We start from the raw sequence: 14,105 nt of genomic DNA on the forward strand, positions 1-14,105 counted from the left end.
ATGCGCGGCCAGGTAGCGCAAGGCATCGTGCTTGCTGAGTGAGGCAGACGCGGTTTTGCAGGTTGCAGGCATTGGCCAAAGGGTCAGGCAAGCGCGCCAATGCGTCGGCCCGTGGTCGCAAGCAACCGGGTTGGAGTCTGCCGCATGCCAATGACGCAGAGGCCGCCGTGTGTGTTCAGATGCCTCGCGCAGTAACCAAAAGCCAAACAAGAAACGACGCTCGCGCGTCGCTTATGTGCGGTGGCAGGTGAGAAAGCATCGCGCGAAGCGACCGCAGCCGTGAAACAAATTTCCGAATCCCGAATCCCGAATCCTTAGGCAGCGACCGCCTTGGGGCCGGTGGTCGGCTGGTCCAGGGTGAACAGACTTTCCGGCAATTCCTTGAACAGCTGCGACAGCTGCTCCAGAAACGCAGTCATCGCCGAGCTGCGGCGCCAGACCATTGCGATACGCCGGCTGGGCTGCTTGTCTTCGCGGAAGCGGATCAGGCGGATGTTTTCCGAACGTGCCACCGGCGGTTTGACTGCCAGCAGCGGCAACAAGGTGACGCCCACATTGGCGGCCACCATCTGGCGCAGGGTTTCCAGGCTGGTGGCCTGGAACTCGGATTTTTCCAGCGCGCCGGCCAGATGGCACACGTCCAGGGCCTGTTCGCGCAGGCAATGGCCATCTTCCAGCAACAACAGGCGCTGCTCGGACAAGTCGTCCAGCGTCATGCTGTCGTGGCGCGTCAGCGGATGGCCTTCCGGCACCGCCAGCACGAAGGGTTCTTCGAACAGGAATTCTGCGTGCAGCTGATCGTCCTGCACTGGCAGCGCGAGTAGCGCGGCATCCAGGCGCCCTTCGCGCAACTGATGGATGAGCTGGTCGCTTTTTTCTTCGATCAGCAGCAGTTCCAGGCGTGGAAAACGCTGGCGAATGCCCGGTACCACATGCGGCAACAGATACGGTGCCAGCGTGGGAAAAATGCCCAGCCGCACGGTACCCGCTTCCGGGTCCTGACTACGTCGTGCGGCTTCCTTCATCTGTTCCACTTCGGCCACGATGCTGCGTGCGCGCACCGCGGCTTCGCGGCCGGCAGGCGTCAACATCACCTTACGCGGCGCGCGCTCCACCAACGAGACGCCGAGCTCGTCTTCGAGCTTCTTGATCTGGGTGGACAGGGTTGGCTGACTGACGAAACACGCCGTTGCAGCACGACCAAAATGCTTGTGGTCGGCCAGGGCTACCAGATACTTCAGGTCACGCAGATTCATGTGCAGCAGCCCTTGTTGCGTTGACGGGAAACGACGTGAGCACTTGGCGAGCTTAACGCCCGGCGGTGCCGGGCGCTGTGTTGTGGGCGGTTATGCGGCCTCAGCCACAACCTCGGCGCTGACCGGTGCACTGGAGCGGATCAGGTAATCGAACGCGCTCAGTGCAGCCTTGGAACCTTCGCCCATCGCGATCACGATCTGCTTGTACGGCACCGTGGTGGCGTCGCCGGCAGCGAACACGCCGGGGAGATTGGTCTGGCCACGGTCGTCGACGATGATCTCGCCGCGCGGCGACAACGCCACCGCACCCTTGAGGAACTCGGTATTAGGCAGCAAGCCGATCTGTACGAACACGCCTTCCAGATCGACATGCTGGATGTCGCCGCCGGTACGGTCCTTGTAGACCAGGCCGGTGACCTTCTGCTCATCGCCCAGCACTTCGGTGGTCTGCGCGCTGGTGATGATGCGCACGTTGTGCAGGCTGCGCAGCTTGCGTTGCAGCACTTCGTCGGCGCGCAGCTTGTCGTCGTATTCCACCAGCGTGACATGCGCAACGATGCCGGCCAGATCGATCGCGGCCTCAACGCCCGAATTGCCGCCACCGATCACCGCCACGCGCTTGCCCTTGAACAACGGGCCATCGCAATGCGGGCAATAGGCCACGCCCTTGTTCTTGTACTGATCTTCGCCCGGCACGTTCATCTGCCTCCAGCGAGCGCCGGTGGACAGGATCACGGTCTTGCTCTTGAGCGAGGCGCCATTGGCCAGCTTGATCTCGATCAGGCCATCGGCACCGGCCGGAATCACCTGCTCGGCACGCTGCAGATTCATGATGTCCACATCGTACTGGCGCACGTGCTGCTCGAGCGCGGCGGCCATTTTCGGGCCTTCGGTTTCCGGCACCGAGATGAAGTTTTCGATCGACATGGTGTCCAGCACCTGGCCACCGAAACGCTCGGCGGCCACGCCGGTGCGGATGCCCTTGCGTGCGGCATACACCGCCGCTGCCGAACCGGCCGGGCCACCGCCGATCACCAGCACGTCGAAGGCGTCCTTGGCCGCAATCTTGACTGCGTCGCGCTTTGCGGCGTTGGTGTCGAGCTTGGCGACGATCTGCTCCAGCGTCATGCGGCCCTGGTCGAACAATTCGCCGTTCAAGTAGACGGTGGGCACCGACATGATCTGGCGGGTTTCGACTTCTTCCTGGAACAGCGAGCCGTCGATGGCGACGTGCTTGATGCGCGGGTTGAGCACGGCGGCAAGATTCAGCGCCTGCACCACGTCCGGGCAGTTCTGGCACGACAGCGAGAAATAGGTTTCGAACTGGTAGTCGCCATCCAGGTGCTGCACCTGCTCGATCAGCTCGGCGGTGGCCTTGGAAGGGTGACCGCCGACCTGCAGCAGCGCCAGCACCAGCGAGGTGAACTCGTGGCCCATCGGCAGGCCGGCAAAGCGCAGCGAGATGTCCTGGCCGGGCGTGGTCAGCGCGAACGACGGCTTGCGCTGGTTGTCGTCGCGGTGGATGTCCAGGCTGATCTTGTCCGACAGCAGCACCAGGTCTTCGAGCAGGTCGAGCATGTCGCGCGAACCGGCGCTCTCGTCGATCGAGGCATTGATCTGAATCGGCCGCGTGACCCGTTCCAGGTAGGCGGTCAGCTGGGTCTTGAGGTTGGCATCCAACATGGAAAACTCCTGGGAATGGGCAAGGGGAGGGCGTGGCGTCGCTGCAATGAGGCAGGTCGCCGGGGAGGAGGGGATGAACCGCAGCCGGCGCAATGCTCGGGAATGCGTGCTGGCGATGGCTGGCGGGCAGCCCGGCACCGGCTCCGGTTCACCCCCGGCCCATCGCTGGGCCGGAGATGTCCCTCCGGCCTGGCGACAGGCCGAAGGGATGCGTCGACTTAGATCTTGCCGACCAGGTCCAGCGACGGAGCCAGGGTCTTGGCGCCTTCCTTCCACTTGGCCGGGCAGACCTGACCAGGGTTGTTGGCGACGAACTGGGCAGCGGTCAGCTTGCGCAGCGTCTCGGTGACGTCGCGGGCGATCGAGTTGTCGTGGATTTCCAGCGTCTTGATCACGCCTTCCGGGTTGATGATGAAGGTGCCGCGCAGGGCCAGGCCTTCTTCTTCGATGTGCACGCCAAAGGCGCGGGTCAGCTGGTGGGTCGGGTCGCCGATCAGCGGGAACTGCGACTTGCCGACGGCCGGCGAGGTCTCGTGCCACACCTTGTGCGAGAAGTGCGTGTCGGTGGTGACGATGTACACCTCGGCGCCGGCCTTCTGGAACGCGGGGTAGTTGTCGGCGGCGTCTTCCACTTCGGTCGGGCAATTGAAGGTGAAGGCGGCCGGCATGAAGATCAGCACCGACCACTTGCCCTTCAGGCTGGCTTCGGTGACTTCGATGAAATTGCCGTTGTGGTACGCATTCGCCTTGAACGGCTTGACCTGGGTGTTGATGAGAGACATTGAGTTTCCTCGAGCGATGAAAGGGGGCGGGGGGATGGAACAGCGGACATGGTAGGCAGGATCGATAGATTTCTCAAATCGATTAATGGGATTGCATAGATAGGCTGAGGCTATCGGCTTTGCAGGCTGTCTCTGCCGCTGCAGGGGGCCATTCCATCTCCGATAATGGTCAGCCGATGTTTCGCAGGAGTGAATGATCCGTATGAGCGACGACCCAGCCGGCCTTGCTGCCGACCAGTTGCTGCGGCGGGCAGCCGAGCGGATCGAGCGCAGCGATGCCGAACCGTTGCTGCTGCATGCGCTGGGGCGCGACCGCGCCTGGTTGTTTGCGCATGGCCGCGATCCGGTTGCGGATGCTGTCGCGCAGGCGTTCGAGGCGTTGGTACAGCGGCGTCAGGCCGGCGAACCGGTCGCGTATCTGACTGGCACGCGTGGATTCTGGACGCTGGATCTGGCGGTCTCGACTGCCACCTTGATCCCGCGCGCCGATACCGAAGCGCTGGTCGAGCTCGCCCTTGAGCGCTTCGACAACATGCCAGGCCGCTGTGCTGCCGATCTGGGCACCGGGAGCGGCGCGATCGCACTGGCCATCGCCAGTGAACGGCCACACGCCCAGGTGATCGCCACCGATGCCAGTGCCGCAGCGCTTGCTGTCGCCCAGCAGAACGCCAACCGCCATCAGCTACGCAACGTCGAATGCCGACTGGGTCACTGGTTTGCACCGCTGGCGGGTGAGTGCTTCGATCTGATCGCCAGCAACCCGCCGTATATCGCCGCGCACGACCCGCATCTGAGTGAAGGCGATCTGCGCCACGAGCCGGCCAGCGCGCTCGCCTCCGGCCCCGATGGCCTGGACGACATCCGGCTGATCGTCGCCGATGCGCCCATGCATCTGTTGCCGGGCGGATGGCTGCTGCTCGAACACGGCTGGGACCAGGGCACGGCGGTGGCCGACCTGCTGCGCGCGCGCGGTTTCGAGGCGGTGGCGACGCATCAGGATCTGGAGCAGCGCGATCGGGTGACGTTGGGGCGCTGGTCGCACGCTGCGGGCTAAGCGCGGCTGACAAAACCCAGCAAGCGGTCGTTGTCAGGTGGATGCGGACGGCGCTCAGACCCGGCGAGCTCGGGTGGTACATGCCGATTCCGAGCATCGACTGCGCCCCCCTTGGCAATGCGCGCAGGCGTTTTTTGGTCGCTCCGAGCCTACGCGCATTGCCTTGCGCCAGCCCTTGGTCGATCGTATGGGCGCTGCCGATACACTAGCGGTTTCCCGCAGGACCGACGCATGCGCACGCTCTATCCCGAGATCACGCCGTACGACCACGGCACCCTCCAGGTCGACGACCGCCACACGCTGTATTTCGAGCAGTGCGGCAACCCGCAGGGCAAGCCGGTGGTGATGCTGCACGGCGGCCCCGGCGGCGGTTGCAACACCAAGATGCGGCGCTTTCACGACCCGGCCAAGTACCGCATCGTGCTGTTCGATCAGCGTGGCGCCGGCCGCTCGACCCCGCATGCCGATCTGGTCGACAACACCACCTGGGATCTGGTCGCCGATATCGAGCGCTTGCGCGAACACCTGGGCATCGCGCGCTGGCAGGTGTTCGGTGGCAGCTGGGGCTCGACGCTGGCACTGGCCTACGCGCAGACCCACCCGCAGCAGGTCACCGAGCTGGTGCTGCGCGGCATCTTCCTGCTACGCCGTTTCGAGCTGGAATGGTTCTATCAGCAAGGTGCCAGCCGGCTGTTTCCGGATGCCTGGGAGCATTACGTCAATGCGATTCCGCCGGTGGAACGCGCCGATCTGATGTCCGCCTTTCATCGCCGCCTCACCAGCGACGACGAAGCCACGCGCCTGGCCGCAGCCAAGGCGTGGAGCGTGTGGGAAGGCGCCACCAGCTTCCTGCATGTGGACGAGGATTTCGTCACCGGGCATGAGGACGCGCATTTCGCACTGGCGTTTGCGCGCATCGAGAACCACTACTTCGTCAATGGCGGTTTCTTCGAGGTCGAAGATCAGCTGCTGCGCGACGCGCACCGTATCGCCGACATCCCCGGCGTGATCGTGCACGGCCGCTACGACGTGGTGTGCCCGCTGCAAAGCGCATGGGATCTGCACAAGGTGTGGCCGAAGTCGACACTGCAGATCAGCCCGGCGTCCGGCCATTCGGGCTTCGAGCCGGAAAACGTCGATGCGCTGGTGCGTGCGACAGATGGGTTTGCCTGAGTGACGACGTCGATCGCTGCCGAGGCATGCGCCTAACGCAATCAGCGCATGACCTGTAGGAGCGCGCTCGCGCGCGATGAGGCGTTACCGGTAACACCTCGTCGCGCGCAAGCGCGCTCCTACAGTGATTGCCGGTTTTAACGCGGCAGCAGCGCATCCGCCAATGGCGGCAGGATGCGCGCCAATCGATCGGCCCATGCACGTTGCCCCGCCGCATCGGCGATCAAATCCTGGCGCAGTTCCAGTTCCACATGCAGCAGTCTGCGGCCTTCGCCGTAGACCGGAATCGCGTAGTCGCTGGTGTCGCTGACCGCGTAGGGCTGGTTGTCGCCGACCACCAGATCCGGCTCGTTGCGCAAGGCTTGCAACAAGCGGTGTGCCAGCCGTGTGTCGCGGTGGTACAGCACACCCGCATGCCAGGGCCGTGCGTTGCCGGCCATCGCCGGGGTGAAGCTGTGCATCGACACGAGCAGCGTGGGCTGACCGCGCGCCTGGCGTGCATCGAGTTCTGCAGCGATACGCGCGTGGTATGGCGCGAAGATCTCGTCGATGCGTTGCCGCCGCGCGTCGGCCGATAGCTGCAGATTGCCGGGAATCGATGTGCCGTCGCTGACCTCGGGCATCAGCGTTGCCGAACCATGCGGGCGATTGCAGTCGATCACCAGCCGCGAATAGGTCTGGGCAACGGCGAACGCATCCAGCGCATCGGCCAACAAACGGGTGACTTCGGCAATGCCGATATCCCAGCCGATATGGCGGTCCAGTTCCTGCTGCGGCAGGCCCAGATTGGCCAGTCGCGCCGGTACGCGCTGACCGGCGTGATCGGCGATCAGCAACCACGGCGATGCCGCTTGCGCGTTGAACACAGTGAACGTTGCGGGATCGTCGGCGCCCAGCAAGCGGGCAGGGGTGACTTCAGTCGTTGCTTCAACCACGCGGGGTGCCGTCCAGTGCGTGGTCGACCAGGTACAGCCCGGCCCACAACTTTGGATCCATCTGGTAGCCCTCGGCCATCTTCTGCACCAGCCAGGCGCCGACCTGTGCGCGCGGGATTTCGTGCACGGTGATGTCTTCGCTGGCATCGCCGCCGCCTTCGCCGACCTTGCGCAGGCCGGTGGCGCGCACGAAGGCGATCTTCTCGCTACTGGCGCCGGCCGAGGTCGGGCCGATCATCAGCACTTCGGCGTGCTCGGCGGTCCAGCCGGTTTCTTCTTCCAGTTCACGAATCGCCGACAGCTCGATCGATTCATCGGCATGCACATCGCCGACCAGGCCAGCCGGCATTTCGATGGTGCGCGCCTGCAACGGCACGCGGAACTGTTCGACGAACAACATCGCATCGTCCGGCGTCACCGCCACGATGATCGCGGCCAGGCCGCCGGCATGCACGCGCTCTGAATATTCCCAGGTGCCGCGCACAACCATGCGCTGGTACTTGCCTTCGTAGACCACGGTGGGCGGGGTGTCGTGTCGGTTCATGGGTGCAGACCTTGTTCCAGGGAAACGGTGGGAAGCGCTGCGGGTGCGCCGGTGCACGCGGCCAGCAGCCGACGCCGGGTGAGCGGGCCGAAGCGCAAGCTCTCGCACAATCCGGTCAGCATGTCCGCGTCGGCCTGCGCACGCGTGAAACCTGTTGCGGTCAGCGCCAACGGCGCATCGAGCGCAATGGTGCTGAGCTGGCGCCACAGCAAGGCGTGTTCGCGCTGTTCGCGCAGCCGCACCGCCATTTGCGCGGCGCCACGCAGGCGCAAAAATGGGAGTTCGTCCACGCGCTCCAGCAAGGCATCCAGGCTGCCGAAATGCGCCAGCAATATTGCGGCGGACTTGGCGCCGATGCCGGTGACGCCGGGAATGTTGTCGATGGCATCGCCGCACAACGCCAGATAATCGGCAATCTGGTGCGCATGCACGCCATAGCGAGCCTTGACGCCGTGCATGTCCCAGCGTTGATTGCGTGCGTAATCCCATTGTTCGTCGTGTTCGAACAACAGCTGCGACAGATCCTTGTCGGCCGAGACGATCACCCCGCGCAAGCCCTGCGCACGCGCGCCGTGCAAGGCGCTGCCGATCAGATCGTCGGCCTCGTAGTCGCGGTGGGCCAGCACGCTCAGCCCCAATGCCGCGCATAGCGCCTTGCAATGGGCGAACTGGCGCCGCAGCGCATCCGGTGCCGGGGTGCGATTGCCCTTGTAAGCGGGGTACAGGGCGTGGCGAAAACAGCTGTCCAGCGCTTCGTCGAAAGCAATGGTGATGTGCGCGGGGTCTTCGCGTTCGAGCAGGTCGAGCAGGAAGCGCGCAAAGCCATGCACCGCATTGGTCGGCCAGCCCTGCGCATCCTGGAATTCGTCCGGGATGGAATGCCAGGCGCGGAACACGTACAGGCTGGCATCGACCAGGTACAGCGGGGTCGGGCGCGCGCTGGTGGGCGGCGCGCCGTCGATCGTGGTGGTGTACGAGGTCACGGCGTCCAGTCGCGCAGCAACGCACGCGGATCCGGGCGCTCGCGTTCGGGGACCTGCATGCGTGGCGTGCCGATGTGGATGAAGCCGGCGATCCGCTCGTTTTCCTCCAGGCCCAGATAGCCGGTCACCGCCGGGTCGTAGGCCACCCACGCGCTCAGCCACTGCGCGCCGAAACCGTGCGCCTGCGCCGCCTGTAGCAGTGCAAAGCACACGCAGCCGGCGGTCAGCAATTGTTCCTGTTCGGGCACCTTGTGTTCGGGGCGCAGCGAAGCGATCACCACGATCGCCAATGGCGCATCGTTGAAGCGCCCGCGTTCTTTCGCGATCGCCGCAGCCGATGCCAGCGGGTCGGCTGCCTGGGTGCGTTCGGCAAGGAAATCGCCCAGTGCCTGGCGCGCGTCGCCGCTGATGCGCAGGAAGCGGAACGGCACCAGCTTGCCGTGATCGGGCACGCGCACCGCCGAGGTGAGCATGCGCAGCAGGGTGTCCTTATCCGGCCCGGGCTCGCCGAGCTGTTTGGAGGGGACCGAACGGCGCGCGTCCAGCGCCTGGAGCGAATACGGTGGGTGCATAGTTCCGGATCGAAGCAGCGAAACGGCAATTATAGACGGGCCCTTCCCAACGCCCGCCGCATCGTGCCCGGCCAGGCACCTGCAACCGGGCCAGGGCCGACGGCGTGGGCGGGCCTGCCAAGCGCAAGGCTTAACCCTCGCCAGCGTATAAAGGGCTTGGCAAGCGCCACAGCGGCGCTGCAAGCTACGATGTTCACTTGACACGCAAACCACGGGCGGTCACGAATAAAGTGAGAGATTCATCACATTTAATGGATGAGCGAAACGCCTACCATGCAATAGCGGAATTTGGGGCCGCGTCCGTTTTTTCTTGTTTGAATATTTTCACGCCTGCAGGGGCGGGGAGCCTTTGCGCATGACTTTTCAGCCCAGTCCGTCGGGACACCCGGGCCGTGACCAACGCTTGCTTGAACAGGCGCATGCCGCGTTCGTGCCGGCAATTGCGCAGGTATTTGCCGCTGCAGTCGCACATTTCGACGATGTGCTGTTCGATCGCGCCGAATCTGCGGGCACCTCGCAGTTGCTGTTTCTCGATGGCATGCGCGAGCTGCGTCGCAAACGCGACGACGTGGCCGACCGCTTCCGCCAACAGCTCGAAGACGGCTGGCAGGCGCTGGTACTGGGCATGCCGCTGTCGGCCGAAGTGGTGCTGGCTGGCGAAATCGGCACCGGTCCGCTGAGCCTGGTGCCCGAACATGTGCTGGAATCGCGGCTGGCAGTGCGCAATCTGGCCACCGTGCTGCTGCGCGACTTCAAACAGGTCCTGGCGCGGGTGGACCGTCGCCTGGGCTGGATCGCCGGCGGCCTGGAACTGGTGGCCGATACCAACCCGATCGGCCCGGAACACCTGGGCGTGGCCATCCACGAAGCCTTCGCCATCTGCGACCTGGCGCCGGAAGTGCGCCTGGTGCTGATCAAGCTCTGCGAGCGCGACCTGGCCGAGCCGATCGGCAAGTTGTACGCGCGCCTGGACGAAACCCTGCTCAAGGCCGGCGTCATGCCGGAAATGTCGCCACCCAAGCGTCAGCCGCCCCGCGCGCAGCCGCGCGGCGAGACGCCCGAAGAGCGCGCGCGGCCCGATGGCCAGGGGCAGGGCGCGGCTGCCGAGATGGGCGGCGACGATCAGAACGACCAATACGCACCGGCCTGGGCCAACCGTTTTCTGGACCGTTGGGCGCATAGCCGCGGCCGCATGCAGGCTGCCACCCAGCGCGGTCATACCGATGACGGCAGCAGCGCAGGTGGGATGGACGGCGACAGCGATCATCCCGGCGGTAGCCAGGGCATGCTGCTTGAAGCGCTGCACGAACTGCTGCAGCAGACGCGCAGCGTGCGCGACAGCGCCGCGTCTGCGGCAACGGTGGCGGTGGGCCAGCAACGCCCCCTGAGCCAGCGCGAAATGATGTCGGTGCTATCGCTGCTGCAGGCCACGCCGAGCGGGACGCTGGGCGCGTCCATGGGCGATGACAACGAATCGCTGGCGCAGCGATTGAAGAACGAAGTGCTGTCCAGCGCCACGCGCCTGGGCGTGGACCCGGCCACCGCAAAACTCGACCCGATGGACGAAGATGCGATCGATCTGGTCGGCATGCTGTTCGATGTGATGCTGGACGAGCGCGATCTGGAAAATCGCTCGCGCGAGATGATCGGCCGGCTGGTGGTGCCGTTCGTCAAGGTCGCGCTGCTGGATCGCAAGATGTTCGTGCAGAAGACCCATCCCGCGCGGCGCCTGCTCAACTCGCTGGCCGAGGCCTGCGAAGGCAATAACGGCGACAGCGCGGCCGAACGCGTGCTGATGGGCAAGGTCGAGGAAATCGTCGACCGCCTGGTCGCCGAATTCAACGAGAACCTGGCGATCTTTCAGACCCTGGAAGAAGAATTCCGCGACTTCCTGTCGCAGCACCGGCGCCGGGTGGAGATCGCCGAGCGTCGTGCCACCGAAACCCAGCGTGGCCAGGAGAAACTCGAACTGGCACGCAGCCGCGCGTTGTTCGAACTGGAGCAACGCGTGCTGGCCGGCGCGCCATTGCCCAAGGCGGTGGAAGATTTCCTGCGCCAGCCCTGGCTGCATCATCTGACCATGGCGATCCTGCGCGACGGCGACGAGGGTCCCGGCACCGTCGAAGCGCTGGCGCTGGCCGATGGCGTGCTGGAAGAACTGGCCGAGGCGCGTCGCCATATCGTCGGCAAGCCGTGGCTGCAGGTCTGGCAGCCGGCGCTGTATCGCGTGTTCGCCAGCATCGGCCTGCATGGCGATGCGGTGGTGGTGGCGATCGGTGCGCTGCACGACACCTTGCAGGCGATCGCCGAAGCGCGCCCTGAGCTGGAAAAGTCGCTGCCCGACTTGCCGCAGGTCAACCTGCCGCCGCCGGCCGCCGAAAGCATCAATGTGGTGCTGGGCGCCGAAGCGGTGGCGCAGAGCATCGACAGCGCCGACGCCACGCGTTTTCGCGCGATGGATATCGGCACCTGGCTGGACTTCGTCGACAAGGACGGCAAGGTGCAGGCCGGCAAGCTGTCCTGGGTGAGTCCGATCTCGCAACGCCTGCTGTTCGTCAACCGCCGCGGCGTGCGTTTTTGCGTCGCCTCGCCGGAAGAACTGGCGGTGATGGTGCGGCTGGGCCGCCTACGCGAACATATCAACGACGGCGCCTTCGACAGCGCGATGCAGGGCGTAATCGACCGCCTGGATCCGCTGCATAACGGCACTGTGCACTGAGAGCCGCGATCAAGGCACCTGCGCGCGCCGCCAGGTGTGCGCGGCCATTACGCGATGCGGCAAGGCCGCCCGTACGCGGCGGTTCCAAGCGTTCCATCCGCATCCGCCTGGCGACCGATCGCCAGGTGGTTCAGCCAATTCAAACAGGCTCGGCACGCTCGCGATGTGCGTGCCCTTGCGGTCTGGATCAGGGCGATGCCGGGCCGATGAACTGCAACGCCTGATCGATCACCGAAGCGTGGTCGACCATACGGTTGTGGCCCAGTCCTTCGGTACTGACCAGTTGCGCGCCCGGCCAGAGCGCCGCAAAACGTGCGCCTTCTTCCCAGGGGGTTTCGCGGTCGCGGCGGTCGTGAATGATCAGCGCCGGGCGGTCACCGAAGTGCGGCAGGCGCGGCGTTGCGTCGAAATCGGCGAAGCGCTTCCCGGTCAGCTGATGCAACCAATTTTCAAACGGTGCGAACGTGCCGGGTGCGATGCCGAATGCGCGGAACTGGCGCTGCGCACTCTGCGCCGGTGCCAGCAGCGGGGCGATCAAGACATAGCGTGCCGGCCGCCACGCGGGGTCATCGGCAAAGACCGCCGCTGCCGCGCCGAGGGAATGGCCGATCAAGACGGCCGGGCGACCGTGGCGGCCGCCGATGTCGCGCAAAATCCGCACGAAATGCGGCATGTTGCTGATCCTGCCGCCGCTCAAGCCATGTGCGGCCTGATCGAACGCCACCACCGCATAGCCGAGCGCCCGCAGCTGCGGCACCCATGCCGCAAAGCGCAGCCCGTAACTGGCCCAGCCATGCGACAGCAGCACATACGGCTGCTGCGCCGGGTCGCCCCACCGGTAAACGGCAATGTCGACGCCATCGATGCGCAGATTCTGGCGATGCGCATCGGGCAACTGAGCGGCGAGTCCGGCGGCCTGCCGGCGGCCGGCCGCTGCCGGGGTCACGAAGCGGCGAGCCAGAAACCGACCGGTCGGGCCGGGGGCCAGCCGACTGGCGCTGGCCAGCACGCCGCGCAGCAGGCGCGCACGCAATTTGGCGATGGACGAGGACATGGCGAGATCCTTGGAGTGGGCGACGTCGTATGCATCTTGTCGTCGACAAGATATACATGAGTCTGCCTAGTCCATCTTGTCAGCGTCAAGATGATCTGCTCCACTGAGGTCTCTGCAAACGAAGTTGCCCATGTCGCAATCATCCGTGCCTGCTGCGTATCACCATGGCGATCTGCCGGCTGCGTTGCGGCGCGCAGGGTGGGAACTGTTGGGCGAGGCCGGTGCGCGCGGGTTGACCCTGCGCGAGTGCGCGCGCCGCGCCGGTGTCTCGCATGCCGCGCCGGCGCATCATTTCGGCTCGCTCGACGGGCTGCTGTCGGAACTGGCCGCCGATGGCTACGAGCGCATGCTCGATCAGATCCTCGCGACCCAGCAGGAACTGGCCGATCCGCTATTGGGATGCGGGCTGGGCTATATCCGCTTCGCCAGCGCGTTTCCGCAGCACTTCCGGCTGATGCTGGGGCTGGATCTGCGCTCGCGCAGCTTGCCCAGACTGTTGCATGCCAGTGAAGCGGCGATGGCCTGCCTGCGCGAGACGCTGCGGATGCAGTGGATCGCGCGGCACGGCAGCGCCCCGAGTGCGGAAGTGCTTGAGCAACGCACGCTGCTGGCCTGGAGCACGGTGCATGGGTATGCCTCGCTGGCGATCGACCGCAAGCACGCCGGGCTGCTCGCATTTGCGCCCGAACAGGTGTTGGCGCCGCTGCTGCAAGCGGTGCTGATGCCCTGATTGCGCGCGATTGGCGCTCTCATGACCCGATCGCATCGCTGATCCGCTTGACTGCCCGGCACGTGAATCAGCCCACACGACGGCGCGCGGGATCGCCTGCGATATCACTCAATCGTCAGCTGTCGCTCAATCGTCTACCGGCGGATGCTCGCGCAGCCAGGCGCTGCGTTCGGCCGGGCTCATCTTCTGCCAGCGTTGTTGCAGCGCGTTGCGTTCTTGCTGGTTGAGCGTGCGCATGCGTTCGAACAAGGCCTTGGCTTCGCGGCGCTGCTCGGGACTCATGTTGCGGAAGCGGTCCATGCCGGCCTTGGCCTGCTTGCGCTGTTCGGGGGTCATGTCCAGCCAGCGGCGTGCGTGGCGATACATGCGCGGGCGCTCTTCGGGCACCTCGTTCCAGCGTTCGCGCAGCGCATCGATCAGCACCTGGCGCTGCTGTTGGGTCAGTTTTTCCCACTCGGGCATCGGCGTCTCCGCCTCGCGCGGTCCCGGACCACGCGGGCCGGGGCCATCGGAGGGTGGCGGCCCCGGCGGGCCCGGCGGAGGTGCCTGGGCCAACAGCGACGCGCAGGGCCCGGCGCACAGCAGCAGGGTCAATAGCAGGCGGGTGGTGCGGGTCATCG

Annotated in this window: 13 protein-coding genes and 1 other RNA gene; 4 read left to right on the top strand and 10 right to left on the bottom strand. The window is 65.4% G+C overall.

The features are described 5' to 3' along the window. Positions 1 to 314 precede the first annotated feature (314 nt). The 3 genes from NMB96_RS10955 to ahpC all read right to left on the bottom strand — a co-directional run bounded on the left by NMB96_RS10955 (position 315) and on the right by ahpC (position 3,721). Entirely contained in the window at positions 315 to 1,256 is a 942-nt protein-coding gene (locus tag NMB96_RS10955; protein ID WP_023902776.1) for a LysR substrate-binding domain-containing protein, read from the bottom strand. Positions 1,257 to 1,346: 90 nt separating this feature from the next. Continuing rightward, positions 1,347 to 2,939 carry an alkyl hydroperoxide reductase subunit F gene (ahpF, locus tag NMB96_RS10960; protein ID WP_255086876.1) on the bottom strand — a complete coding sequence of 531 codons (1,593 nt, stop codon included), beginning with the start codon at positions 2,937 to 2,939 and terminating at the stop codon, positions 1,347 to 1,349. 218 nt (positions 2,940 to 3,157) lie between these two features. Beyond that, the gene (gene ahpC / locus NMB96_RS10965; protein ID WP_006451401.1) at positions 3,158 to 3,721 is read right to left on the bottom strand and encodes an alkyl hydroperoxide reductase subunit C; all 564 of its coding nucleotides are present in this window, start codon (positions 3,719 to 3,721) and stop codon (positions 3,158 to 3,160) included. 202 nt (positions 3,722 to 3,923) lie between these two features. Here ahpC and prmC point away from each other — a divergent pair, with 202 nt between their 5' ends. After that, the gene (prmC, locus tag NMB96_RS10970) at positions 3,924 to 4,775 is read left to right on the top strand and encodes a peptide chain release factor N(5)-glutamine methyltransferase (RefSeq protein ID WP_023902779.1); all 852 of its coding nucleotides are present in this window, start codon (positions 3,924 to 3,926) and stop codon (positions 4,773 to 4,775) included. Between the two features lie 4 nt (positions 4,776 to 4,779). Here prmC and NMB96_RS10975 read toward each other — a convergent pair. Then, a non-coding RNA gene (locus NMB96_RS10975) (sX9 sRNA) lies at positions 4,780 to 4,857 on the bottom strand. 149 nt (positions 4,858 to 5,006) lie between these two features. On the opposite strand from NMB96_RS10975, the gene pip reads away from it, so the two are divergent. Beyond that, positions 5,007 to 5,948 carry a prolyl aminopeptidase gene (gene pip, locus NMB96_RS10980; RefSeq protein ID WP_023902780.1) on the top strand — a complete coding sequence of 314 codons (942 nt, stop codon included), beginning with the start codon at positions 5,007 to 5,009 and terminating at the stop codon, positions 5,946 to 5,948. Positions 5,949 to 6,085: 137 nt separating this feature from the next. On the opposite strand, the gene NMB96_RS10985 is transcribed toward pip, so the two are convergent. Genes NMB96_RS10985 through NMB96_RS11000 form a run of 4 tightly spaced genes read right to left on the bottom strand, consistent with a single transcriptional unit; the run spans position 6,086 to position 8,982 of the window. Beyond that, a complete protein-coding gene (locus NMB96_RS10985) occupies positions 6,086 to 6,883 on the bottom strand; it encodes an N-formylglutamate amidohydrolase (RefSeq protein ID WP_023902781.1) in 798 nt (265 codons plus the stop codon). Beyond that, complete coding sequence (locus tag NMB96_RS10990) at positions 6,876 to 7,427, bottom strand: NUDIX hydrolase (protein ID WP_006451767.1); 552 nt, start codon at positions 7,425 to 7,427, stop codon at positions 6,876 to 6,878. The genes NMB96_RS10985 and NMB96_RS10990 overlap by 8 nt, the downstream gene beginning before the upstream one ends. Further along, positions 7,424 to 8,410, bottom strand: coding sequence for a 5'-3' exonuclease (locus NMB96_RS10995; RefSeq protein ID WP_255086877.1), 987 nt, complete (start codon positions 8,408 to 8,410; stop codon positions 7,424 to 7,426). The genes NMB96_RS10990 and NMB96_RS10995 overlap by 4 nt, the downstream gene beginning before the upstream one ends. Continuing rightward, positions 8,407 to 8,982: a nitroreductase family protein gene (locus NMB96_RS11000; RefSeq protein WP_255086878.1), complete on the bottom strand. Its 576-nt coding sequence runs from the start codon at positions 8,980 to 8,982 to the stop codon at positions 8,407 to 8,409. Before NMB96_RS11000 ends, NMB96_RS10995 begins: the two co-directional genes overlap by 4 nt. A 355-nt stretch (positions 8,983 to 9,337) precedes the next feature. Here NMB96_RS11000 and NMB96_RS11005 point away from each other — a divergent pair, with 355 nt between their 5' ends. Then, a complete protein-coding gene (locus NMB96_RS11005; protein ID WP_255086879.1) occupies positions 9,338 to 11,701 on the top strand; it encodes a DUF1631 domain-containing protein in 2,364 nt (787 codons plus the stop codon). Positions 11,702 to 11,888: 187 nt separating this feature from the next. Here the strand turns inward: NMB96_RS11005 and NMB96_RS11010 are convergent, their stop codons facing one another. Then, positions 11,889 to 12,755 (bottom strand): alpha/beta hydrolase, encoded by an 867-nt coding sequence (locus NMB96_RS11010; protein WP_006451763.1) that lies wholly within the window; start codon positions 12,753 to 12,755, stop codon positions 11,889 to 11,891. Between the two features lie 130 nt (positions 12,756 to 12,885). On the opposite strand from NMB96_RS11010, the gene NMB96_RS11015 reads away from it, so the two are divergent. Then, a complete protein-coding gene (locus NMB96_RS11015) occupies positions 12,886 to 13,485 on the top strand; it encodes a TetR/AcrR family transcriptional regulator (RefSeq protein WP_023902788.1) in 600 nt (199 codons plus the stop codon). A 126-nt stretch (positions 13,486 to 13,611) separates the two neighbouring features. Here NMB96_RS11015 and NMB96_RS11020 read toward each other — a convergent pair whose 3' ends face one another. Then, a complete protein-coding gene (locus NMB96_RS11020; protein ID WP_205392313.1) occupies positions 13,612 to 14,103 on the bottom strand; it encodes a DUF3106 domain-containing protein in 492 nt (163 codons plus the stop codon). Positions 14,104 to 14,105: the final 2 nt, after the last annotated feature.

It is taken from the genome of Xanthomonas hortorum (genome assembly GCF_024339125.1).
GTDB lineage: Bacteria > Pseudomonadota > Gammaproteobacteria > Xanthomonadales > Xanthomonadaceae > Xanthomonas > Xanthomonas hortorum.